A 21,939-nucleotide genomic window follows, 5' to 3' on the forward strand; every position below is an offset into this window, starting at 1 on the left:
CAGATCACGCAGGGAGAGAGTTCGTGTTTCTGAAAGCCATTATTGCAGCCAGTCAATCCCGACCTCTTTGGGGGGAGTTTCAAACCGGCTGGGGAAATGCCGTTTTTGTGGTAACTTCCCAGGGTTTGGCTGCCTTGCAGCCGGTGACTACGGATGCAGCTTTTGAACAGCTGTTAAGCGAGGAGCTGGAACCAGCAGGTATCCGGCCTTTAACTCCGGGGCAGAGAACCCTCTGGTGCCAGAAGCTCAGTGAAGCCCTGGTGCAACCTCAGTTGATAGCCTCTCTACCCTTGGACCTACAGGGCACAGCTTTTCAAAAAGCAGTCTGGGAAGCCTTGCTGACTATCCCTGCTGGTCAGACTCGCAGCTATTCGCAGTTGGCTGAGCAGGTGGGGCAGCCTGCTGCGGTGCGCGCCGTGGCCTCGGCCTGTGGTGCCAACCCGGTTGCACTTCTGGTTCCCTGTCATCGGGTCGTGCGCAAAGACGGTGGTCTGGGTGGTTATCGCTGGGGTTTGGATATGAAACGTCGTCTTTTACAGCGTGAAGGAGCTATTTGATGTCAATACCCGCGCATGTGATCAGTGGTTTTCTGGGTGTTGGTAAAACGACGGCGATTAATCATCTGCTGAAAAACAAGCCGGAAGGTGAACGCTGGGCTCTGATCGTCAATGAATTTGGCCAGATCGGCGTGGACGCCAGCCTGATGGAAACCGATGACAGGGTTCAGGTCAAGGAGATCGCCGGAGGCTGTATTTGCTGTGCATTAGGGCTGACTCTCTCGGTCACCCTGGTTAATCTCCTGCAAAAATACCAGCCCGACCGCCTGCTGATCGAGCCAACAGGACTGGGTCATCCGGCTGGCATCCTTGATCTTTTACGGGGTGAACAGTTTGCTGAATTTATCGATCTGCACCCGATGATTACCTTGGTTGATCCACGCCATCTGGAAGATGAGCGCATCCAGGCCCATGAAACCTATCGGGATCAGATTTCTCTGGCCGATATTCTGGTATTCAACAAGACGGACTTGGCTACTCCCGAACAAACCCGAAAAGCCTTGGATGCAGCCAGCCAGCTCTTTCCACCCAAGCTGGCGCTTATCACGGTGCGCCAGGGGCAAGTGCCCGCTTCAGTGCTTCAACCTGCAGAGCAGTTGATCAGTGAGCGTCAGGAAATCCCGTCGCCCGCCAGTCACCAGGTCAGTGAATCCTCATTGCTCAAGCCTGCAGCCGGTCTGGATTTTCTTGCCTGGCCTCAGCAGCGTAAGCCGGTGCATCTCAGTGGTGAGGGCGAGGGGGTCTTTACCTACGGTTGGGTGTTTCACCAGGAAGATGCCTTTGATGAAGATGGCCTCTACCAGTGGATCGATCAGCAGGAAGATGTACTGCGGCTCAAAGGGGTTTTCCGCACGGGGACAAGTCGCTGGCAGAGTTTCAATCGGGTCGGCCAGGAGTTGGTGGTGGAACCTCTGGCTTATCGCCGGGATTCACGTCTGGAACTGATTACAGCAACACCCCGGGATGCAGCTGAACTAGAAGCCCAGCTGCTGGCTTTGGTCTTCAAGCCGCAAAGCCCGGGGTTGTTCAGCGATTAGGAAGCCAGGGAGAGAATGTCTTCGTGGGCTGCATCCAGCGCTTGTCCACGAATCTCGTCACCCATGTTCAGGCCTTCTGCTCGCACCACTTGCACATCGGTGATACCGATAAAGCCCAGCAGGGTTTTCAGATAGCTTTCCTGGTGTTCCATGGCGGCCATTTCACCCTGGGAATAAACACCACCACGGGCCGAGGCAATAATGGCACGCTTGTTTTTGAGCAGCCCTTCGGGACCCTTTTCGGTGTAACGGAAGGTGCGGCCAACCTGGGCAATACGGTCGACCCAGGCTTTCAATTGAGTTGGTATGCTGAAGTTATAGAGAGGGGCACCGATCACCAGAACATCAGCAGCAAAGACTTCTTCGAGCAGTTGCTCGCTAATGGCCAGTTCGTCTTTCTGGCGTTGACTGAGCTTCTGGTCATCCTGACCACCTGCCATCAAAATTTCTGCATCCAGATGATTGATCGGATCGGCAATCAGGTCGCGATGGCGGACACTGGCTTCGGGGTTGAGTTGCAGCAACTGCTGGCTGACTTTCTGGGTGAGTTCACGGCTGACAGAACCCTGAGCAAAAAGACCTGAATCGACTTGTAGAATATTCATGGGTAGAGCTCCTCTTGGCTAGATATGATGAAAGCTATTCTAAAAAGAGCGGCGCTCATGGACTAGATGGGTAAATCAGGAAGAACCGTTCCAAATATGGTACAAAGATGAAAGACCTAACCAATCTGGTACTTTTTGCCGAGGTGGTCGAGCAGGGCAGTTTCAGCCAGGCAGCACGCTTGCTGGGCATTCCCAAGTCCACCCTGAGCCGCCGCATTGCCGATCTTGAAGAAGAGCAGGGAGTGCGCTTGCTGCAGCGAAGTACCCGGCAGCTGACTTTGACTGAAATTGGCCGTGAATTTTTGGTTCACTGCCAAGCTGTCAGAGCGGCTGCCCAGGCGGCGGATCAGGTGACCCAGTTTGTTCAGGAAAGACCGCGAGGGCGGGTGCGCCTGAGTTGTCCCTTTGCCATCAGCCAGAATATGCTCAGTCATCTGATCCCGGAATTCATGGCGGCCTACCCGGAAGTGATCGTGGATATCTGGGTGACGAACCAGCCGGTCAATCTGCTGGAAGACAAGGTGGATCTGGCTTTGAGGGTCAGGGCATCACTGGAAGATTCTTCCCTGATAGCCCGTCCTTTAAGCCCTTCCCGCCAGGCACTCTTTGCGCATCCGGATTATCTTAAACACCAGGGGGAGCCACGCCATCCCTCGGAACTGGCTTCCTGGTCCAGCCTGTCGATGCAGTATTCCAGTGGTCGCTACGTCTATGATCTGACTTCAGAAAAAACGGGGGAAGTCGTTCACTGGAAGCATCAGCCCCGCCTGATTTGTGATGACCTTTGGTTATTGCGTGAAGCCGCAGCCCAGGGGCAGGGGGTGGCTGCCCTGCCTGTCGATCTTTGCACCGAGTATGTGACGACTGGACGTTTACAAAGGGTCTTGCCAGAATGGCAGTTGCCCGTCAGTCACCTGCATCTGGTTTATCCGCATCGGCGCGGACTCTTGCCTGCAGTGAGTGTTTTGATCGATTGGCTGGTTGAGCGGTTGCCGGGCCAGGCAGCTTTTTGAAATGCTAGAGGTTTGCTAACTTGTCACTTAAAAAACTGCTTGTCACCGCCTGGATACTGATTCTTCTGGGCGGTTGTTCCGACCCCCAGCCTGAAGAGGTTAACCTGGGATTTCTGGTAACTCACGCTGAAGGTTTTGACCGCCAGTTGATCGAGGTCGAGGGTTGGGTGCGTGGCTGGCAAGACCCTGAACACTATTGGCTGGAAGACGAGGCTTTCAACCGAGTGGGTCTGGAGCCGGAGCAGCTGGCACGGGATCATCTTGACCAGCAAGTCAGAATTCGTGGTTCTTTCAAAACCTCATCCGCCCGGGGGCGCAGCCTGCAGATTGAGCAGCTGACACCACTTCCCTGATCCCCGAAACACTTTTTCTGCTCGCTTAAATTCCTCTGGGTTTGGCTTGACAAGCAGGCCGAGATGCACGACTCTTACCCTCAAGTTCAAACGACTGTATGAAAAGTTTGTTTGAAGTTTTTCAGTCAGTCTTGTCTACAACAAAAAGCTGGAGATCACACGATGATTTACCAAGGCAAAGCCATTAAGGTGCAAGCCCTCAGTGACGGAAAGGTTGAGCTAACCTTTGATTTACAGGGAGACTCGGTTAACAAACTCAGTACTGCGGTTGTTCAGGAGCTGGGTGAAGCGGTTGCCGCTCTGCAAGCCGAAAAAGATATCAAGGGTCTGCTGCTGAGCAGTGCCAAGGATGCCTTTATTGTCGGTGCCGATATTACCGAGTTTCATGGTGTGTTTGGTAAATCCGAAGACTACCTGGTGGAAATGAACCAGAAGGTTCATGCACTCTTTAATGCCATTGAAGACCTGCCTTACCCCACGGTGACCGCAATTAACGGTCTGGCCCTGGGTGGCGGTTGTGAAGTGCTACTGACTACGGATTTTCGGGTCATGGCCGAGGGTGCCAAAATCGGTCTGCCCGAAACCAAGCTGGGCATTATTCCCGGCTGGGGTGGCTGTGTCCGTCTGCCACGTTTGATCGGTGCTGATAATGCTATCGAATGGATTGCCGGAGGCACTGAAAACAAAGCCGCTGCGGCTCTGAAGATGGGTGCTGTGGATGCCGTGGTTCCTCTGCAACAGCTGCGCGAGACGGCGTTGGATATTCTAGATGAAGCGCTGGCAGGCAACCTTGACTGGCAAGCACGCCGGGATGAGAAGAAGGCACCCCTGAAGCTCAATCCGGTTGAATCCATGATGGTGTTTGAAACCGCCAAGGGTTATGTGGCCGGTAAAGCTGGGCCTCACTATCCTGCTCCTGTCGAAGCCATCAAGGCTATTCAAAAGGGTGCCAGTGCCGGTCGTGAAAAAGCCCAGGAAGTCGAAGCCAAGACCTTTGCCAAAATGGCCAAGACCGATGTCTGCTTCAATCTGGTAGGTCTTTTCCTCAACGATCAACTGGTCAAGAAAAAAGCCTCCGCTTATGAAAAACAGGTCAAAGCGACTGGCAAAGCGGCCGTTCTGGGTGCCGGCATCATGGGTGGTGGTGTAGCCTATCAATCCGCCTCCAAGGGCGTGCCCATCATGATGAAGGACATTGCTGAAGATGCCTTGCAACTGGGCCTGAAAGAAGCCAATAAGCTGTTTTCCAAGCAGGTGGAGCGTAAGAAGATCACTGCCGCCCAGTTGGGTGAGGCGATGGGGCGTATTCGTCCAACCCTGTCCTACGGTGATTTTGCCGATGTCGATCTGACCGTTGAAGCCGTCGTGGAAAACCCCAAGGTCAAGGGGGCGGTGTTGGCAGAACTGGAAGATCAGGTCGCTGAAGACAGCATTATTACCTCCAATACCTCGACTATTTCCATCAGCAGCTTGGCACAAAACCTCAAGCGTCCGGAAAACTTCTGCGGTATGCACTTCTTCAATCCGGTGCACCGGATGCCGCTGGTGGAAGTGATTCGCGGAGAAAAATCCTCCGAGACCGCCATCGCTGCAACCGTGGCCTACGCCAAGCAGATGGGCAAGACACCGATTGTGGTTAATGATTGCCCCGGTTTTCTGGTCAACCGTATTCTCTTCCCTTACTTCGGTGGCTTTATCGGCCTCTTGGAAAAGGGTGCCGATTTCCAGCGTGTCGATAAGGTCATGGAAAAATTCGGTTGGCCCATGGGTCCCGCTTACCTGCTGGATGTCGTGGGTCTGGATACCGCCCTGCATGCCAACCAGGTAATGGCAGAAGGCTTTCCTGAGCGCATGAAGCGTGATGACAAGACCATTCTGGATGTCATGTATGAAAGCAAGCGTCTGGGCCAGAAAAATGCGACCGGTTTCTATCGTTATGAAGAAGACCGCAAGGGTAAGCCCAAGAAGGTTCTCGACGAGTCCTCTTACGAGCTGATTAAACCTCTGATTCGTGAAACTCAGGAGCTGAGCGACGAAGACATTATTGCCCGCATGATGGTGCCTCTGTGTCTGGAAACCGTACGCTGCCTGGAAGACGGCATCGTGGAAACACCGGCAGAAGCTGATATGGCACTGATTTACGGCATCGGCTTCCCTCCCTTCCGTGGTGGTGCACTGCGTTATATCGATGCCCTGGGTGTTAAGCAGTTTGTCGAACTGGCTGATTCCCTGTCCGATTTGGGTCCTCTGTATGCCCCCACTGCCAAGCTGCGTGAAATGGCAGAAAAAGGCGAAACCTTTTACGCCTGAGCGATCCGGTCAACCGAATTTGGAGAAAAACAATGAGTCTGCAACCAAGAGATATCGTAATCGTTGATGGCGTCCGTACCGCCATGGCCAAGGCCAAACAGGGTGCTTTTCGCAATGTGCGTGCTGAAGAGCTGTCAGCCAGTATCATGACTGCCCTGCTGGAGCGTAGCTCCGGTATTAACCCTGCTGAAATTGATGACATCATCTGGGGCTGTGTCAACCAGACCCTGGAACAGGGCTATAACGTCGGCCGTAATGCGGCCGTTCTGACCTCTATCCCCAAGAGTGTCCCTGCTCAAACGGTAAACCGTCTATGTGGTTCTTCCATGAGTGCTCTGCACACCGCCGGTGCCAACATCAAGGCCGGACTGGGTGATATCTATATGGTCGGCGGTGTTGAGCACATGGAGCATGTTTCCATGATGCACGGGGTTGACGTCAACCCTTCTGCCAGCAAGCAGAATGCCAAGGGCGCCATGATGATGGGTCTGACAGCCGAGCTGCTGGGTAAGATGCATGGTATCAGCCGCCAGCAGCAGGATGAAATGGGGGCCCGCTCTCATCGCCTGGCCCACGAGGCTTCAGTTAACGGTCGCTTTGATAAGGAAATTATCGGTGTGGAAGGCCATGATGCCGAAGGTCGCCGTAAGCTGATCCTTAAGGACGAGGTCATTCGTCCGGAAACCACGGTTGAAAGCCTGGCCGGTCTTAAGCCTGTTTTTGATCCGCGCAATGGTACGGTGACTGCGGGTACGTCTTCGGCCTTGTCAGTCGGTGCTTCCGGCATGCTGATGATGAGCTATGAAAAAGCCCAGGCATTGGGACTGAAGCCGATCGCCCGCGTTCGCTCCATGGGGGTTTCCGGTTGTGATCCTTCCATCATGGGCTATGGTCCGGTGCCTGCTTCCAAGAAGGCGCTCAAGGCAGCTGGCCTGAGCATTGATGATATCGATATCGTTGAACTGAACGAAGCCTTTGCAGCCCAGGCATTGCCCGTGTTGAAAGACCTGAAACTGCTGGACAAGATGGATGAGAAGGTCAATTTGAATGGCGGCGCCATTGCTCTGGGTCACCCTCTGGGTTGTTCGGGCACTCGTATTTGTACGACCCTGCTGAACGTCATGGAGCAGAAGGATGCAACTCTGGGCCTAGCCAGCATGTGTATTGGCATGGGGCAGGGGGTTGCCACCGTTTTTGAACGTCTGTAAAACCTTCTTGCTCCAGATCAAGGGTTGGATTGGTTAAAGTTTGCACAAGGGCGGCCGATTAGCTATTCTAAGAAGAAGTTATTTTGGCTGCCCTAAGGCACGAGAGGTGTTCAATGATTGAATCTAACGTTGGTAACCAGGTTTCCGCTTCCATGCGTCAAGCGCAAGGCCAGGATACTAGGACCACACAGCGCCAACAGGAAGTTAATGAGAGCGCTGTTGCCGAGCAGGCTTCCAGCCAGCCTATGGCTGCCAGCGGTGCAGAGGTAAAAGACAGTGTTTCCACCCAGCCTTCGGACGTGGTTTCACGTTTGGGTGAGACCCAGGAAGAAGTGCCTCTGTATGAAAGCAATCGCCCCAGTGGCAGCATTATTCGCCCTTCCATAGAATTGGCGCAGAATGCTGAACGGCCTGAAGCAGCTGAAGAAGAGGCCTCTACCGAGTCTCAAGCTGCTGAAGCGCCTGCTGCTAGCCCTGCTTCTGAAGCTTCAACACCTTCTCCGGCGCAGGGTCCCAGCACAGACGACGTGCAGAATCTGGTCTGATCCAGCTTCTCTTGGAGCTAAAAAAACCTGGCTACGGCCAGGTTTTTTTTCGTCTTGCGATTGAGGCTGAGAGCTAGTTAACGGCAGCCTGTCTGCTGGCTTAGCCAGCAGACAGGAGCAGGACTATTTCTGTAGTTCCGGCAGGTCAGCATAAAGCTCTAGTGCTTCCGGGTTGGCCAGGGCATCCTGGTTTTTAACCGGGCGGCCATGAATTACTTCCCGGACAGCCAGTTCCACGATCTTGCCGGACAGGGTGCGCGGAATATCGCTGACCTGGATGATCTTGGCTGGAACATGGCGGGGTGTGGTTTCCTCCCGGATTTTGGTGCGCAATTCCTTCTTGAGATCTTCGGTTAGCTCCACGCCCTCTTTCAGACGTACAAAGAGCACCACGCGAACGTCGTCTTTCCAGTCCTGGCCAACACACAGGGCTTCCAGCACCTCTTCGACTTTTTCTACCTGTCGATAGATTTCTGCAGTGCCGATGCGCACACCACCGGGATTGAGTACGGCATCGGAACGACCATGAATAATCAGACCATCTTCAGGGGTGATTTCTGCATAGTCACCATGTGCCCAGACATTGTCAAAGCGGTCGAAATAAGCGGAATGATAGCGTTGGCCGCCTTCATCTTTCCAAAAGCCGATGGGCATGGAAGGAAAAGGCTGCACACAAACCAGTTCACCCTTCTCTTCAACCACTGGCTCCCCGGCATCATTGAATACCTGAACATCCATACCCAGGCCGCGACACTGTAATTGGCCGCGATAAACCGGACGGATAGGGCAGCCCAGGGCAAAGCAGGAGATAATATCTGTACCCCCGGAAATGGAAGCCAGCAGGAGATCCTCCTTGATATCACGATAGACGTAATCAAAGGATTCATGGGACAGCGGCGAACCGGTTGAAAGGATGGCTCTCAAGGCTGAAAGATCATGGGTTTTACCGGGTTGCAGACCGGCTTTCTCACAGGCAGCAATATACTTGGCACTGGTGCCGAAAACGGTAACACCTTCACGTTCTGCCATATCCCAGAGGGTTTTGGGTTCGGGGGCAAAGGGAGAGCCATCAAAAAGGACCAGAGTGGCCCCCACAGCCAGACCGGAGACCAGCCAGTTCCACATCATCCAGCCGCAGGTGGTGTAGTAGAAAAGGGTGTCTTTTTCGGTGAGATCGGTATGCAGCTGGTGTTCTTTGAGATGCTGCAAGAGAGTGCCGCCAGCCGAGTGCACGATGCACTTGGGTACCCCGGTCGTACCTGAGGAATACATGATGTAGAGAGGGTGGTCAAAGGGCAGTTCAGCAAAATCGATTTCCTTGGCTTCAGCGATACGAAAATCATCCCAGAGAGTGGCTTTGCTGATTTGGCTGATATCAGGATGGGTTTCCAGGAAGGGGAAAACGATGACCTTTTCCAAGCCGGTCAGTGAGTCGGCAATTTCTTCTACTTGCGGCAGGCTATTGATGCGCTTGCCGTTGTACAGGTAGCCATCGGTGGCAAAGAGTACCTTGGGTTCGATTTGTCCAAAGCGATCTAGAACGCCGTTGTAGCCAAAATCCGGTGAACAGGAAGACCAGATGGCACCCAGGCTGGCAGCGGCCAGCATGGCGATGAGGGCGTAGTGGCAGTTGGGAACGAAGCCAGCAACCCTGTCCCCGGGACCGACACCTGCTTTTTCAAGAGCCAGCGCAATCTGCGCGACCTGATCGTAGAGTTCAGCATGGGTCAGGGAGATTCTCTGGCCATCTTCACGCAGGGAAACTACGGCTGTTTTGTCATCACGAAAACGCAGCAGGTTCTCAGCAAAGTTCAGGCGAGCCTCGGGAAACCAGCGGGCTCCAGGCATCTTGTCCGAGTTCTCCAGAACTTGGCTCCCCTGGTCGGCGGCCACAACCCGGGTGAATTCCCAAACCAATTCCCAAAACTCCTGGTTGTTTTCTACACTCCAGTTGTAGAGCTGTTGGTAGTTGCGCAGTTGAGTCTGGTAGCGCTGGTTGACCTGCTGCATAAAGCGCTGTAGCTGGCTGGCTTCAATACTTGAACTGCTGGGCTGCCAAAGAGGTTGGGACATGAAGAGCCTCCTGATGTCTTTTTTGCTGTGTTGTTGTTTTTCCAGCTTAACCAACCTGAGTTGGTCTTTACAGATTAATTCTAGGAAACCTCTGATTAACTATTGCATTGCGACCCACATGGATGTGGGAAGTGCTGGAATTCATAAGGAATGAATTCAGCTCAGACCTGCGCTCATTACGTTAATCAGAGACTTCAAGCCGATAAGCTTAAAATACCATTAGAGGAAGTTTACGTAAACGTAAAGATTTTTTGGAGAAAATACCCAGGCTTTTCGTCGGTTTACTTTTCTTTTGTTTTTTCTTTACTGTAAGCTTGCGTGTAAAAGTTTTCTTTAAAGGCAGGAGCTATGCGGGCAGATTTTATCAACCCCTTTTTGCATGCAATGATGAATGTGTTACGGACGATGGCTAACATGCAACCACAAGTGGGTAAGCCGGTCGTCAAGGACGATAATATTGCCCGAGGCGTGGTCACGGGGTTTATCGATCTGATGGGCGAACAAACCGCCGGGTCACTGGCTATCACCTTTTCCGAACCGGTTGCTCTGGATCTGGTGGAGCGCATGCTGGGCGAGCGTCCCACCAAAATTGATGCCACTGTCCGCGATCTGGTGGGTGAGATGACCAACATGGTTTCCGGTGGTGCCAAGAAAATTCTTTCCGAGCAGGGCTATGAGTTTTATCTGTCGCAGCCGGTTACCTTTGTTGGTCAGGGGCATCAGGTTTTGCACAGTGTTTATGGCCCCAAAATACTGCTGCCTTTCCATGTGGAAAGTGGTGATTTCGTCGTGGAAGTCTGCTTTCGCGAATAGCCGTCTGTTTACAGGCCGAAAACCGCTTCAATTTCTTCCACCTGATCCGTTGCATCCTCAACCAGGGTTAAGCTCAACTCTGGTGATAACCCCTGGTGCGTCAGTTTACGAAACGCCGGTACTTCATCCATACGCGGGTAGAGGTGCTGGTTGGGTGTGCCGATAAAACTGTGTAGGCGCGCCACCCTGACTAGATCTTCCAAAGTGGCTTCTGCGGTATCGCTGGTGGCCTGCCAGGTATTCAGGCGAGCAATCAGATCACAGGTTTCTTCATCAAATTCCCAGTAGTGCAGCAGCAGGGCTCCCGCTTGAGGAAGCAGCTCATCCAGTAGTTTTTCCAGATCGATATCAGCCACGGCCTTAGGATCCAGGTCGATGAACTTGAGGATGGCCAGTTCGCCCAGGTTGTGAATCAATCCCAGCAACAGAGCCTGATCCGCGGAAAGGTGGGGGTGATAGAGGGTCAGCAGCTGGGCAATCGCACCCACCTTGACGCCCTGCGCCCAGGTGGACTTCATGCGTTGCTTGACCCAGGGGGTTTCGGCCTTGAAGAGTTGGCGCAGGGAAAACAACATCACCAACTGGGAGGTGGTATCCAATCCCAGGCGCATGATGGCCTCACTGCTGGTTTTACAGGCCGAGCCTCTACGGTAAAGCGGGGTGTTGGCTGCTGCAACCAGCTTGGCCAGAATGGAGGGATCACGATTGAGCTGGCGTTCGATGTCACGGATTTCCGGTTCTTCCTGCTGGAGCACCTCACGCACCTTGAGCGCCACGCTGGGCAGGCTGGGCAGGGTAAAATTGCCGTTTTCCAGGGCATTTTTGAGACGCTTATAGAACTTTAGTGCGACTGGAGAAAGATGAGAGCTTTCCTGTTCCAGGATGGAGCTGCGTACCTGCTGGGTCAGGAGGTTGCCGCTGATCACCAGCAGTTCACTGGGTTCCTGGCAGGTGACCTCGTAAAGGCTGGGTCTCAGGCGGGCAATACTCATACGCGCTGCTTCGGAATTGGCCTCTATCTCCTGGGTTTTGCCATCTTCAGCGGTTAACAGCAGGCGTCCCTTGAGTAGAAAAAATTCCAGATCCTTGTCATAACCCCGAGGTAGAAGGGTTTCTCCAGCCTGGGAGCAACGTTTGATCCTGAGCTTGGGTTTAATCAGAATCAACTGTTCATCGGATAGCTGGGAAAACTGTTCAAAGCTGCGTAAGTCCTGGAGTTTCATGACAATATCCGTGTTGACCTCAGTTGATTGCTGTCAAGTTAACACATCCGCTCCGGTGCGGGTAAAGCAACTTGGCTTTTTTAGACTTGATTGGTTAGGGTAAGGGTAGACATTCAACCAAGCGAGAGGAAGGTCACATGCTTTATTTACATATCGAACCCGACCAGCAGCTGTGGCTGGATGCTTTTGCCAGTGAAGCTCCGGATCTTAAGGTGGTGACTGCCGAGGATAACCCTGATCCTGACAAGGTACGCTGGGTCGCTGCCTGGAATCCCAGTGAGGGTCTTTTTGGCCGCTTCCCCAACCTTGAGGCAGTGTTTGCTCTGGGGGCAGGCGTGGATGCCTTTGTTCGCCGTGATGATCTTTCCGAAGATGTCCCCCTGATTCGCTTGCTGGATGCCGGTATGGCAGAACAGATGGTCGAATATATTCTCTGGGCTACGCTGACGGTGCAAAGGGATTTTGATCGCTACCAGCAACTCCAGCAGCAACAGAAATGGCAGGAGCATACTGCTCGCCTGAAGAAACAGATGCGCCTGGGGATTCTGGGCTTGGGCGCTTTGGGTCAGGAAGTGGCCACACAGCTGGCTGCTTATGGCTACCCGGTCAGTGGCTGGAAGCGCTCACCGCTGGAGCTGGAGGGTGTGCGGGTCTTCACCGGTGATCAGGGACTTGACGACCTGGTCACCCAATCTGATGTGCTGATCAGCCTGCTGCCCAATACACCGCAAACGCGCGGTTTGCTCAACGGCGAGCTGCTGAAAAAGCTTCCACAGGGCGCAGCACTGGTCAATGTGGCGCGCGGCGTTCAGGTCGTGGATGAAGACCTGTTACAACTGCTGGATAGTGGTCACCTGCGTTTTGCTGCTCTGGATGTCTTCCATGAGGAGCCTCTACCACCCGAACATCCCTTCTGGACGCATCCTGCGATCCGGGTGACGCCCCACATGGCTGCAGCTACCCTGCCGGAACCGGCTGTGGAACAGGTGGTCGCCAATTTGAAGAAATTGGAGGCAGGTGAAGAGCCGGCTGGCCTGGTGAAAGCTGAAAGTGGCTACTAATCAAGCGCTGCTGCGGGTTCGCAGGAGTATATAAACAGCACCGGCTCCACCATGAGCGGGCAGGGCTGAAACAAAAGCCAGGACTTCCGGCATTTGTTTCAGCCAGCTGTTGACGTGAGACTTGATGCTCGGTGTTTCCCCTTCACGATTATAGGCCTTGCCGTGAACCAGCAGCAGGCAACGATAACCACGGGCGCGACCATCGCGAATAAAGCGACTGAGTTCAGTCCGCGCTGCCTCCACCGTGTAGCCGTGTAGATCCAGGCCTTCCTGCCAGCCCAACCGGCCTTTTTTCAATTGCTGAAAGGTTTTTGCCGGTAGGTCCGGTACATGAAAAGCCAGACTGTCGCCCGGATTGACAGCCTGAACCTGACCATCCGACAAGCCATCATTCAACTGACTAGCCGCCTGACTGGCTGCAGCCTGGCGACGCGCTGCCAGCGTGCTTTTATCAGCCTGTTTGCGAGGCTGGCCGAGATCGGCCTTATCCTGCTTGAGTGGCGTGACCCCTTGCATCAACTCCCGAAATAACTCCAGGTCGTCTGGCAGGTCATCTGAAGGACACACTTTTTGCTCCTTAACTCGGTGTGCGAGTGAAGTTTTTCAGCCTTCAGGCTGGTGTTTTGATAGACTTGGGGCGTTTATTCAGCTGAATCAGGAAATACACCGCTCATGAGCCAGTCAACAACTTCCCTGGTGCAGGAATTACAAACCCTGCGTGACTTTATCCGCTGGGCCATGACCAGCTTCAACCGCCATAATCTCTATTATGGCCATGGAACGGACAATGCCTGGGATGAAGCCCTGCATCTGGTCCTCGGGAGCCTGCACCTGCCCTGGAATACGGATGAGCGGTTGCTGGATGCCCGCCTGACCCAATTGGAGAGGGAAAAGCTGCTGGAGCTGATTCGTCGGCGCTGCGAAGAACACACGCCCCTGCCTTACCTGCTGGGTGAAAGCTGGTTTGCCGGTCTGCCGTTCAAGGTGGACCCGCGCGTTCTGATTCCTCGTTCACCGATAGCTGAATTGATAGAGAATAACTTTTCTCCCTGGATTAGTGAAGACGAGCCTCCCAAACGTATTCTTGACCTCTGTACCGGCAGCGGCTGCATCGGTATTGCCTGTGCCTATGCTTTTCCTACCGCCCAGGTCACCCTGAGTGATCTCTCCGAGGATGCCTTGGAGGTCGCCGAAGAAAATATCGCTGCGCATCATCTTCGTGATCGGGTTTTTACTACCGCTTCAGACCTTTTTGCATCTCTTCAGGGTGAACGCTTTGATTTGATCGTCAGTAACCCGCCTTATGTTGATGCCACGGATTTATCCCTGATGCCGGATGAATATCGCCAAGAACCCGAGCTGGCGCTGGCAGCCGGAGAGGACGGCCTCGACCTGGCACGGGTTATTCTGGCCGAAGCCCGCCAGCACCTGAATCCTGGTGGTGTTCTGGTGGTTGAAGTGGGTAATAGCGAAGAGCATCTGCAGGCACTTTTTCCTCAGGTTCCTTTCCTGTGGGTGGAATTTGAATCCCAGGCCCGAGGTGTCTTTGTACTGACTGCCGAACAGTTGGAAGAATTCCAGGATGATTTTACGGCCGCGGCCTCTTTTTCTAGTTAATAAGGGTAAATAAAAGACTATGTCCGGTAACAGTTTTGGAAAACTCTTTACAGTAACGACCTTTGGTGAGAGCCACGGCGAGGCTTTGGGTGCCATAGTGGATGGTTGTCCTCCCGGTTTATCCCTGACCGCCGAAGACCTGCAACAGGATCTGGACAGGCGCAAGCCGGGAACCAGTCAATTTACCACCCAGCGTCGGGAAGCCGATCAGGTCAGGATTCTTTCCGGAATTTTTGAAGGGAAGACCACAGGAACCCCCATCGGTCTTCTCATCGAAAATACCGACCAGCGTTCCAAGGATTACGGCAAGATCAAGGATCAGTTCCGCCCGGCACACGCTGACTATACCTACCAGAAAAAATACGGTATTCGTGACTATCGTGGGGGTGGCCGCAGCTCGGCGCGGGAAACGGCGATGCGGGTGGCTGCAGGTGCCATTGCCAAAAAATATTTGCTGGAAACCCAGGGGATTCGTATTCGTGGATATCTTTCCCAGCTGGGGCCGATAAAAGCCGAACAGTTGGTTTGGGAAGAGGTTGAGCAGAATCCCTTCTTTTGTCCTGATCCGGACAAGGTGCCGGAAATGGAAGCCTATATGAAGGCTTTGCGTAAAGAAGGGGACTCCATAGGTGCCCGTATTCAGGTGGTGGCGGACGGCCTGCCTCCCGGTCTAGGGGAGCCGATTTTCGATCGACTGGATGCTGACCTGGCGCATGCCATGATGTCGATTAATGCCGTCAAGGGGGTAGAAATAGGCGCAGGCTTTGCTTGTGTAGAGCAGAAGGGTAGCGAGCACCGTGATGAAATTACTCCGGAAGGCTTTTTAAGTAATCATGCCGGGGGGGTTCTGGGCGGTATCTCCAGTGGTCAGCAGCTGCAGGTGGGTTTGGCACTCAAGCCGACTTCCAGTCTGCACCTGCCGGGACGCAGTGTGGATATTCATGGTGAAGCCTGCGAGGTGGTTACTACGGGGCGTCACGATCCTTGCGTGGGCATCCGGGCTACACCGATTGCCGAGGCCATGCTGGCCCTGGTAGTGATGGATCATTTGCTGCGCCACCGTGGCCAAAATGCCGAGGTCTCCAGCCAGACTCCAACCCTGCCTGCTGGCAAGAATTGATTTTTTTTTGCGGCTTTCCTGGCGATTCTCGGGAAAGCCGCTAACCTTCCTAGTAATATTTCCTGTTTTAGCGTCTCTTTTTATGGTTTTATTTTTTTTATAACAAAATCGCGCATTTGGCTACATTTCGCAGTTGCGTTATTGGCCTTAGGGTCGTTAAAGTAATTCCTAGACACTTCACGAACCACTAAGAGGTAGGTGTGAAAGTCAATATTGAATTGGATATGACCCCTGAAGAGTTCCGTAAAGCCATGGGCCTGCCAGATGTGCAGCCTTTCCAGGAAGAACTCATGAACAAAATCAGGGAACAAATGGAAGCCGGAGTAGAAGGCTACGATCCCCTTTCCCTTTTCTCGCCTTTTATTTCCCAAGGCTTTGATTCTGTAAGCAGTTACCAAAAGATGATGATGGACCTGATGTCCAGTTATGGCCAGTCTTCCTCGGGAGACAAATAAATTTTTTCGGCTATCATTGAATTGTCATTCAGGACGAGTAGATTAATAATAATTAAAAACAGATGTACGGAGGTTAAGGCTTTTCAGGTCTTCCTCCCAACTGATTTGGGTAGTCCCCTTAACCAGAAACAACGGAGTCACGAACCATGATGCAAGATAAAGCAATGCAAGACAAAATGATGAATGCTTTTGCCGAGCAAACTAAAAACATGTACAACCCCATGCGTAAAATTAATTCGCTGCTGGTTGAAAACATGGAAAAAATGACAGATTTCCAGCTGGAAGCCCTTAAGGCTTACAGCCACATGGGTCTGTCCCAGATGAAATCAGCGACTGAAGTCAAGGATGCCGATGGCGTTCGCGATTACAGCGCTTCTCAAGCTGAAATGATGAGCACGCTGAGCAAGAAAATTCTGGAAGATGCCAAAACCATGGCCGACATGAGCATGGAATTCAAATCCGAAGTTGAAAAGATTCTGGAAGAGTCTCGCGCTCAGGCGTTCAACAAGGCCGCAGAAGAAACCAAGTCTACAGCCTCCAAGTCGACTGCTTCCAAACCGGCTTCTGGTGGCTCTAAATAAGGTTGATACTTATTAGTAGCCAGTCGGTCAAAGGGGCTTTCGAGCCCCTTTTTTGTCTGTGCCAACCAGGAGATTTTTGATGACCGAGCAAGCCAAAGATCAGCAACAGGATTTTTACGATCCGGCTGAGATGTTTGAATGGATCACCAAGGCCAATGAGCGCTATCAGTCCGTCATTGAGCAAATCATGAATCGCAGTGAAAATGGAATGAGCGATTCCTCGGCTTCGGTTTTTGCCGACATGGGCGATAATTTTCAGAAGCTGGGCGAACAGCTGGCGCAAAATCCCATGGTGCTTTTTGATGAACAGATGAGCCTGATGCAGGGTCAAATGCAGCTCTGGCAAAACATGGCCAGAGAATTGCTGGGGGAAGATGACGTTGAAGCCGTCATTGAGCCTGCCAAGGATGACCGGCGATTCAATGATCCTGAATGGACCGATAACCTGATTTTCAATTTTATCAAGCAGTCCTACCTGCTATACGCACGCTGCATCCTCAATATTGTGCACGGGGTAGAAGGGCTGAATGATGAGGTGCGTCAGCAGCTGGATTTTTATGCACGCCAGTATGTCAGTGCTCTTTCACCTTCCAACTCCATCCTCACTAACCCTGAAGTCATGCGTCGAACCCTGGCCACCCGGGGTCAGAATCTTCTGCGTGGTATGGAACAGTTGACGCAGGATCTGAAGGAGAGTGCTGAAGGTCTGAATGTCACCATGACTGACAAGGCGGCCTTTAAACTGGGTGAGAACGTAGCGACGACGCCTGGTAAGGTGATCTTCCAAAACCGTCTGATCCAGGTCATTCAGTACAACCCGACCACGGAAAAGCAATTCAAGACCCCCTTGTTGGTGGTCCCGCCCTGGATCAATAAATACTACATTCTTGACCTGCGCGAGAAGAATTCCCTGGTGAAGTGGCTGACCGATCAGGGGCATAGTGTTTTTATTATTTCCTGGGCCAACCCGGGTCCCAGCATGCGCGATTACAGCTGGACCGACTATATGAAAGAAGGGCCTCTGGCCGCCATGGATGTCGTCAAGGAGCAGACCGGAGAGCCGGATGTTAATCTGCTGTCCTACTGCATCGGTGGCACCCTGACCGCGTCTACACTGGCTTACCTGACAGCCAAGCGTCAGCAAAAGCGCGTTAAGTCGGTCACCTACATGGCCACACTTCAGGATTTCTCCGATCCAGGGGAAATCAGTGTATTTATCAATGAGCTGAGCCTGAAAGGGATTGAAAAACAGCTGGACCGGACCGGGTATCTGGATGGTCGTGCCATGGCCTTCAGCTTTAACCTCTTGAGAGAAAATGATCTCTTCTGGTCTTTCTTTATCAATAATTACCTGAAGGGTGAGCGCCCCTCGGCCTTTGATCTGCTTTACTGGAATACTGATGGCACCAACATGCCAGCGGCCATGCACAAGTTCTATCTGCGTAATATGTACCAGAAGAACAAACTGATTGAGCCGGGTGGCATCGAGCTGGATGGTGTGAAAATTGATCTGAGCAAGATCAAAACGCCAGCCTTCTTTGTATCCACCATTCAGGATCATATTGCCCAGTGGAAATCCACCTATAAGGGTGCTTTGGTACATTCTGGACCGGTCAAGTTCGTGCTTTCCGGTTCCGGTCACATTGCCGGGATTGTTAATCCACCAGCCAAGAACAAATACGGCTATTGGACCAATGACAAGCTGGCACCGACACCGGAAGCCTGGTTTGCAGGTGCAGAAAAGAATGAAGGCTCCTGGTGGCCTCTGTGGCAGGAGTGGATGGAAGAAAACAAGTATGCCGACCCTGCAGCCCAGGTGGCAGCCCGCAAGCCCGAAGAAGGCAAGCTGGATGTCATTGAAGCTGCTCCCGGCAGCTATGTGAAGGTGAAGATTCCGGATGTGCTCAAGGCTGAGTTGTTGCCGGAAAGAAGTCAGTAACCTTTTCCATCGCCGTAAAAAAACCCGCCAGTTCTGGCGGGTTTTCTTTTGGCGGCCCTGAAAAAGATCAGGGCCTAAGACTCAAGGCGTTTATTTTTCCGCCTGAGCTTCTTTTTTACGCTCTTCCAGAATCTGCTGGCGACGTTTGACTTCCCGAGGATCGTTGGGTGCACGTCCCTTGATGGGCGGTACGTCTTCGGCAGTCAGTTCCGTGATTTCAGAAAGCGGCTTCTCCGCGGCCTGGGGTTCATTGGCTTCACTGGTTTGTTCCACCACTTCCTCAGGCTGGGCTGTTTCCTTTTCCTGTTGAGGCGCATCTTCTGCCTGTGCACTGGCTTCAGACTCTTCCGAGGAAGGTGCTACCGGAGTTGCCGGTTCGGACGAGGCTGAGTCAGTAGCTACTTCTGCCTCTGCTTCTTTGCTGGCCTCTTGTGCACTAGCTTTAGCCTGGGGTTCGGCCGCTGTCTGAGTGTCGGCCTCGGTTTCACTGCTTGCGCTAACCTCAGGCTTGGACGTCTCAGCGGTTTGCTGGGCAGACGCAGGCGCCTCCTCAGCGGTTTTATCGTCAGTTGCTTGCTTTTCCTGGTTGGAAGCCTTGTCCTGGGTAGCCTTGGTAGCTGCGGTCTTTTCAGGGGTTGCTTCTTTTTTCTCAGCAGTAGCTTCCTGGCTTTTCTCGACCGGTTTTGACTGGTCTTCGGATGCCGTTGCTTGAGTAGCCTCAGAAGCTTCGTTTTTGGCTGGCTCCTGACTCGCTTTGCTAGCTTCCTGGCTGGCCTTGACCGCTTCGACAACCGGGCCGGTCGCTTCTTCGACAGCCTGATCGGAAGCTGGCAGCAGCTCTTTTTTCAGCTTATCAAAATCCGGTGGTGTGGCAGCATCACCGGTAGCGGCCTTGTTGCGACGGCGATTACGCGGATTGTTGCGCGAAGGCTTCTTGGGTCCGGTGTCTTCCTGACGGGCCGGTGCAGGAGTGGATTCCTGGTTTTTGTCAGAGCGTTGGGGCTGCTGCTCGTTATTGGCCGCCTTGTTGTTACCGGGTTTGTTACTCTCCGCTTTGTTGTCATCCTTGCGGTTGTTATTGCTGTTCTGGTTGCGACGATTGTCATTATTGCCAGAGCGACGATTACGGCGATTGTTGTCATTACGGCTGCGGGAATTGCCATTGCCGCCAGCATTGCGGTTGTTGCGATTGCCGCTGGACTTGTTGTTGCTGCCAGCTTTGTCGCCACTTGATTTGCTTTGCTTTTTGGTTGGCTGCTCTTTTGCCGGGGTATCCGTGGCAAACAGCTTGCTGAAAAAGCCGCTGATTTTTTCCAGCAGGCCGGGTTGGGTGGCGCTGGTCGCTGCAGGCTTGCTGGCTTCAGGTTTGCCGGCAGCAGGGGCTGGAGCGTTAGGGATGACATTTTGAACCGCAGCTTCAGCAAAGCCGGTCACCTTGTTGGTGTCGTTGCTGGGTTCCTTGTCATTGCTGGCAGTAATATCCAGCTCGAAGCTGGCTCCGGCTGTTTCCCTGTCTTCCAGTTCGTCATCACGCATCCGGGCGACATCATAGTGGGGCGTATGCATTTCCGGATTAGGGAGAATCAGAGCTTCAACCTGCTGGCGTTTTTCAATGTCATGCAGGGCAGAGCGTTTTTCATTGAGCAGGAAGGTCGCCACAGAAACCGGCAGGATGGCGCGGATCTGGGCCGTGTTGTCCTTCATGGCTTCTTCTTCGATCAGGCGAAGAATCGACAGGGCGAGGGATTTGACGTCACGGATCGTGCCCTGGCCATCACAACGGGGGCAGACTACACCGCTGGTTTCACCCAGAGAAGGACGCAGACGTTGACGCGACATCTCCAGCAGGCCAAAGCGGGAGATACGGCCCACCTGAACGCGGGCACGATCCAGCTTGAGGGCATCGCGGGTGCGATTTTCCACTTCGCGCTGGTTGCGTACCGGGCTCATGTCGATAAAGTCGATCACGATCAGACCACCGATATCACGCAGACGCAGCTGGCGGGCAATTTCATCGGCCGCTTCCAGGTTGGTCTGCAGGGCTGTCTCTTCGATATCGCCGCCGCGGGTAGCACGGGCGGAGTTGATGTCGATGGAGACTAGGGCTTCGGTATGATCGATGACAATGGAGCCGCCGGAAGGCAGTTTCACTTCCCGTTGGAAAGCGGTCTCGATCTGGCTTTCGATCTGGAAGCGCGAAAAGAGGGGAACATCATCCTGATAGAACTTGATCTTGCTCTGGTAGGAGGGCATGACCTGCTGGATAAAGCCCTGAGCCTGTTCGTAAACTTCCTTGCTGTCGATGAGAACCTCGCCGATATCCTGGCGCAGGTAGTCACGCATCGCGCGGATGATTACGTTGGACTCACGGTAGATCAGGAAGGGGGCTGCTTTTTCCTGGGCGGCCTGGTTGATGGATTTCCAGACCTTGATCAGGTAGTCCAGATCCCACTGGAGCTCTTCGCTGCTGCGACCGATACCTGCAGTGCGAACGATTACGCCCATGCCGCCGGGCACATTCAGGCCGCTCATGGCTTCTTTGAGGGCTGCACGTTCCTCGCCCTCGATGCGGCGGGAAATACCGCCAGCGCGGGAATTATTAGGCATGAGGACCAGATAACGGCCAGCCAGGCTGACATAGGTGGTCAGAGCGGCACCCTTGTTGCCTCTTTCTTCCTTGTCGACCTGAACGATAACTTCAGTGCCTTCCTTGACCAGATCACGAATACCATTGCGACCTTCACCGGGATTCTTGGCAAAGTATTCGCGGCTGATTTCCTTGAGTGGCAGGAAGCCGTGGCGCTCGGCACCAAAGTCGACAAAGGCTGCTTCCAGGCTGGGTTCTACACGGGTAATGCGACCCCGGTAGATATTGGCTTTCTTGGATTCACGGGAACCGGATTCGATATCCAGATCGTAGAGTCGTTGACCATCAACGAGTGCAACCCGGCGCTCTTCTGGCTGGGTTGCATTGATTAGCATACGTTTCATGGGGCTTCCAAATATTCAGGGCAGCCCAGGCATGGCGGGTTGTAGGACTAAGTTTCTTTGTACTCACACAGCAAAACCAGGTAGGGCTGGATTAGCCGGAACCCGTGACAACTCCATTTTGGTGCCTTGCTCGTGTGTAATGAGCCTGTAAATCTGAAGCCAACAGGCCGGTAGACTCGGGGGGCTTCAGTCAAAAAACCTTTTAAAGTTCACTAAAACGGAGGGCGTTTAGCCAGTCAGTACAAGGTAAAATTATTTTTCACAACTCGCGTGCCTTGGCCGCGGTTTTCTTCTGCCTGATATGACATCAGGCGCTGATAAAAATTCGTTTTGCGCTGGCCTGCGTGTCGCCCATCTAGCTTATAACCCTTGAACATGGGTGCAGGCGCTTCATGAGGGAGTAACCCTTTTTCGCGCTTCTCAATCATAACAGGTCGC

At 53.2% G+C, this 21,939-nt stretch carries 20 protein-coding genes; 14 read left to right on the top strand and 6 right to left on the bottom strand.

Features of this window, described 5'->3' with window-relative positions:
- Positions 1-23: 23 nt before the first annotated feature.
- Together DFK18_RS14790 and DFK18_RS08795 are read left to right on the top strand one after the other, a co-directional pair.
- Positions 24-557 (top strand): methylated-DNA--[protein]-cysteine S-methyltransferase, encoded by a 534-nt coding sequence (locus DFK18_RS14790; RefSeq protein ID WP_114417889.1) that lies wholly within the window; start codon positions 24-26, stop codon positions 555-557.
- Positions 557-1,594, top strand: coding sequence for a CobW family GTP-binding protein (locus tag DFK18_RS08795; protein ID WP_114417890.1), 1,038 nt, complete (start codon positions 557-559; stop codon positions 1,592-1,594). The genes DFK18_RS14790 and DFK18_RS08795 overlap by 1 nt, the downstream gene beginning before the upstream one ends.
- Here the strand turns inward: DFK18_RS08795 and DFK18_RS08800 are convergent.
- On the bottom strand, positions 1,591-2,199 hold the full coding sequence (locus DFK18_RS08800) for an FMN-dependent NADH-azoreductase (protein ID WP_114417891.1): 609 nt from the start codon (positions 2,197-2,199) through the stop codon (positions 1,591-1,593). The genes DFK18_RS08795 and DFK18_RS08800 overlap by 4 nt on opposite strands.
- A gap of 107 nt (positions 2,200-2,306) precedes the next feature.
- Here DFK18_RS08800 and DFK18_RS08805 point away from each other — a divergent pair, with 107 nt between their 5' ends.
- The 5 genes from DFK18_RS08805 to DFK18_RS08825 all read left to right on the top strand — a co-directional run bounded on the left by DFK18_RS08805 (position 2,307) and on the right by DFK18_RS08825 (position 7,628).
- Positions 2,307-3,212, top strand: a complete 906-nt coding sequence (locus tag DFK18_RS08805; protein WP_114417892.1) for a LysR family transcriptional regulator — start codon at positions 2,307-2,309, stop codon at positions 3,210-3,212.
- A 20-nt stretch (positions 3,213-3,232) separates the two neighbouring features.
- On the top strand, positions 3,233-3,565 hold the full coding sequence (locus DFK18_RS08810; protein WP_114417893.1) for a hypothetical protein: 333 nt from the start codon (positions 3,233-3,235) through the stop codon (positions 3,563-3,565).
- Positions 3,566-3,727: 162 nt separating this feature from the next.
- On the top strand, positions 3,728-5,875 hold the full coding sequence (gene fadB, locus DFK18_RS08815) for a fatty acid oxidation complex subunit alpha FadB (RefSeq protein WP_114417894.1): 2,148 nt from the start codon (positions 3,728-3,730) through the stop codon (positions 5,873-5,875).
- A 32-nt stretch (positions 5,876-5,907) separates the two neighbouring features.
- Positions 5,908-7,083 carry an acetyl-CoA C-acyltransferase FadA gene (gene fadA, locus DFK18_RS08820; RefSeq protein ID WP_114417895.1) on the top strand — a complete coding sequence of 392 codons (1,176 nt, stop codon included), beginning with the start codon at positions 5,908-5,910 and terminating at the stop codon, positions 7,081-7,083.
- A gap of 113 nt (positions 7,084-7,196) precedes the next feature.
- Positions 7,197-7,628, top strand: coding sequence for a hypothetical protein (locus DFK18_RS08825; RefSeq protein WP_114417896.1), 432 nt, complete (start codon positions 7,197-7,199; stop codon positions 7,626-7,628).
- Between the two features lie 123 nt (positions 7,629-7,751).
- Here DFK18_RS08825 and DFK18_RS08830 read toward each other — a convergent pair whose 3' ends face one another.
- A complete protein-coding gene (locus DFK18_RS08830) occupies positions 7,752-9,701 on the bottom strand; it encodes an acetoacetate--CoA ligase (protein WP_114417897.1) in 1,950 nt (649 codons plus the stop codon).
- Positions 9,702-10,115: 414 nt separating this feature from the next.
- Between DFK18_RS08830 and DFK18_RS08835 the strand changes: the two genes are divergently transcribed.
- Positions 10,116-10,514 carry a chemotaxis protein CheX gene (locus DFK18_RS08835; protein ID WP_218563926.1) on the top strand — a complete coding sequence of 133 codons (399 nt, stop codon included), beginning with the start codon at positions 10,116-10,118 and terminating at the stop codon, positions 10,512-10,514.
- Between the two features lie 8 nt (positions 10,515-10,522).
- On the opposite strand, the gene DFK18_RS08840 is transcribed toward DFK18_RS08835, so the two are convergent.
- Positions 10,523-11,737: an HDOD domain-containing protein gene (locus DFK18_RS08840; protein WP_114417899.1), complete on the bottom strand. Its 1,215-nt coding sequence runs from the start codon at positions 11,735-11,737 to the stop codon at positions 10,523-10,525.
- A gap of 137 nt (positions 11,738-11,874) precedes the next feature.
- Between DFK18_RS08840 and DFK18_RS08845 the strand changes: the two genes are divergently transcribed.
- Entirely contained in the window at positions 11,875-12,798 is a 924-nt protein-coding gene (locus DFK18_RS08845; RefSeq protein WP_114417900.1) for a 2-hydroxyacid dehydrogenase, read from the top strand.
- On the opposite strand, the gene DFK18_RS08850 is transcribed toward DFK18_RS08845, so the two are convergent.
- A complete protein-coding gene (locus tag DFK18_RS08850) occupies positions 12,799-13,365 on the bottom strand; it encodes a Smr/MutS family protein (RefSeq protein WP_245944357.1) in 567 nt (188 codons plus the stop codon).
- Between the two features lie 105 nt (positions 13,366-13,470).
- Here DFK18_RS08850 and prmB point away from each other — a divergent pair, with 105 nt between their 5' ends.
- From prmB to DFK18_RS08875, 5 genes are all read left to right on the top strand, one after another.
- Positions 13,471-14,415 (top strand): 50S ribosomal protein L3 N(5)-glutamine methyltransferase, encoded by a 945-nt coding sequence (gene prmB, locus DFK18_RS08855; protein WP_114417901.1) that lies wholly within the window; start codon positions 13,471-13,473, stop codon positions 14,413-14,415.
- Between the two features lie 19 nt (positions 14,416-14,434).
- Positions 14,435-15,535, top strand: a complete 1,101-nt coding sequence (aroC, locus tag DFK18_RS08860) for a chorismate synthase (protein ID WP_114417902.1) — start codon at positions 14,435-14,437, stop codon at positions 15,533-15,535.
- A 200-nt stretch (positions 15,536-15,735) separates the two neighbouring features.
- Entirely contained in the window at positions 15,736-15,990 is a 255-nt protein-coding gene (locus DFK18_RS08865; RefSeq protein ID WP_114417903.1) for a DUF6489 family protein, read from the top strand.
- Positions 15,991-16,154: 164 nt separating this feature from the next.
- The gene (locus DFK18_RS08870; protein WP_114417933.1) at positions 16,155-16,571 is read left to right on the top strand and encodes a phasin family protein; all 417 of its coding nucleotides are present in this window, start codon (positions 16,155-16,157) and stop codon (positions 16,569-16,571) included.
- A 79-nt stretch (positions 16,572-16,650) separates the two neighbouring features.
- Complete coding sequence (locus DFK18_RS08875; RefSeq protein WP_114417904.1) at positions 16,651-18,510, top strand: PHA/PHB synthase family protein; 1,860 nt, start codon at positions 16,651-16,653, stop codon at positions 18,508-18,510.
- A gap of 90 nt (positions 18,511-18,600) precedes the next feature.
- On the opposite strand, the gene rne is transcribed toward DFK18_RS08875, so the two are convergent.
- A complete protein-coding gene (gene rne / locus DFK18_RS08880; protein ID WP_114417905.1) occupies positions 18,601-21,501 on the bottom strand; it encodes a ribonuclease E in 2,901 nt (966 codons plus the stop codon).
- A 236-nt stretch (positions 21,502-21,737) separates the two neighbouring features.
- Positions 21,738-21,929 (bottom strand): hypothetical protein, encoded by a 192-nt coding sequence (locus DFK18_RS08885; RefSeq protein WP_114417906.1) that lies wholly within the window; start codon positions 21,927-21,929, stop codon positions 21,738-21,740.
- Positions 21,930-21,939 lie beyond the last annotated feature (10 nt).

This window comes from Marinospirillum perlucidum, assembly GCF_003336805.1.
Taxonomy (GTDB): Bacteria; Pseudomonadota; Gammaproteobacteria; order Pseudomonadales; family Halomonadaceae; genus Marinospirillum; species Marinospirillum perlucidum.

Coding starts and splice junctions, on each gene's coding strand:
- prmB (WP_114417901.1), top strand. CDS start 13,471: ATGAGCCAGTCAACAACTTCCCTGGTGCAGGAATTACAAACCCTGCGT.
- DFK18_RS08825 (WP_114417896.1), top strand. CDS start 7,197: ATGATTGAATCTAACGTTGGTAACCAGGTTTCCGCTTCCATGCGTCAA.
- DFK18_RS08795 (WP_114417890.1), top strand. CDS start 557: ATGTCAATACCCGCGCATGTGATCAGTGGTTTTCTGGGTGTTGGTAAA.
- DFK18_RS08875 (WP_114417904.1), top strand. CDS start 16,651: ATGACCGAGCAAGCCAAAGATCAGCAACAGGATTTTTACGATCCGGCT.
- rne (WP_114417905.1), bottom strand. CDS start 21,501: ATGAAACGTATGCTAATCAATGCAACCCAGCCAGAAGAGCGCCGGGTT.
- DFK18_RS08800 (WP_114417891.1), bottom strand. CDS start 2,199: ATGAATATTCTACAAGTCGATTCAGGTCTTTTTGCTCAGGGTTCTGTC.
- DFK18_RS08870 (WP_114417933.1), top strand. CDS start 16,155: ATGCAAGACAAAATGATGAATGCTTTTGCCGAGCAAACTAAAAACATG.
- DFK18_RS08840 (WP_114417899.1), bottom strand. CDS start 11,737: ATGAAACTCCAGGACTTACGCAGCTTTGAACAGTTTTCCCAGCTATCC.
- fadA (WP_114417895.1), top strand. CDS start 5,908: ATGAGTCTGCAACCAAGAGATATCGTAATCGTTGATGGCGTCCGTACC.
- aroC (WP_114417902.1), top strand. CDS start 14,435: ATGTCCGGTAACAGTTTTGGAAAACTCTTTACAGTAACGACCTTTGGT.
- DFK18_RS08805 (WP_114417892.1), top strand. CDS start 2,307: ATGAAAGACCTAACCAATCTGGTACTTTTTGCCGAGGTGGTCGAGCAG.
- DFK18_RS08835 (WP_218563926.1), top strand. CDS start 10,116: ATGCAACCACAAGTGGGTAAGCCGGTCGTCAAGGACGATAATATTGCC.
- fadB (WP_114417894.1), top strand. CDS start 3,728: ATGATTTACCAAGGCAAAGCCATTAAGGTGCAAGCCCTCAGTGACGGA.
- DFK18_RS08885 (WP_114417906.1), bottom strand. CDS start 21,929: ATGATTGAGAAGCGCGAAAAAGGGTTACTCCCTCATGAAGCGCCTGCA.
- DFK18_RS08845 (WP_114417900.1), top strand. CDS start 11,875: ATGCTTTATTTACATATCGAACCCGACCAGCAGCTGTGGCTGGATGCT.
- DFK18_RS08830 (WP_114417897.1), bottom strand. CDS start 9,701: ATGTCCCAACCTCTTTGGCAGCCCAGCAGTTCAAGTATTGAAGCCAGC.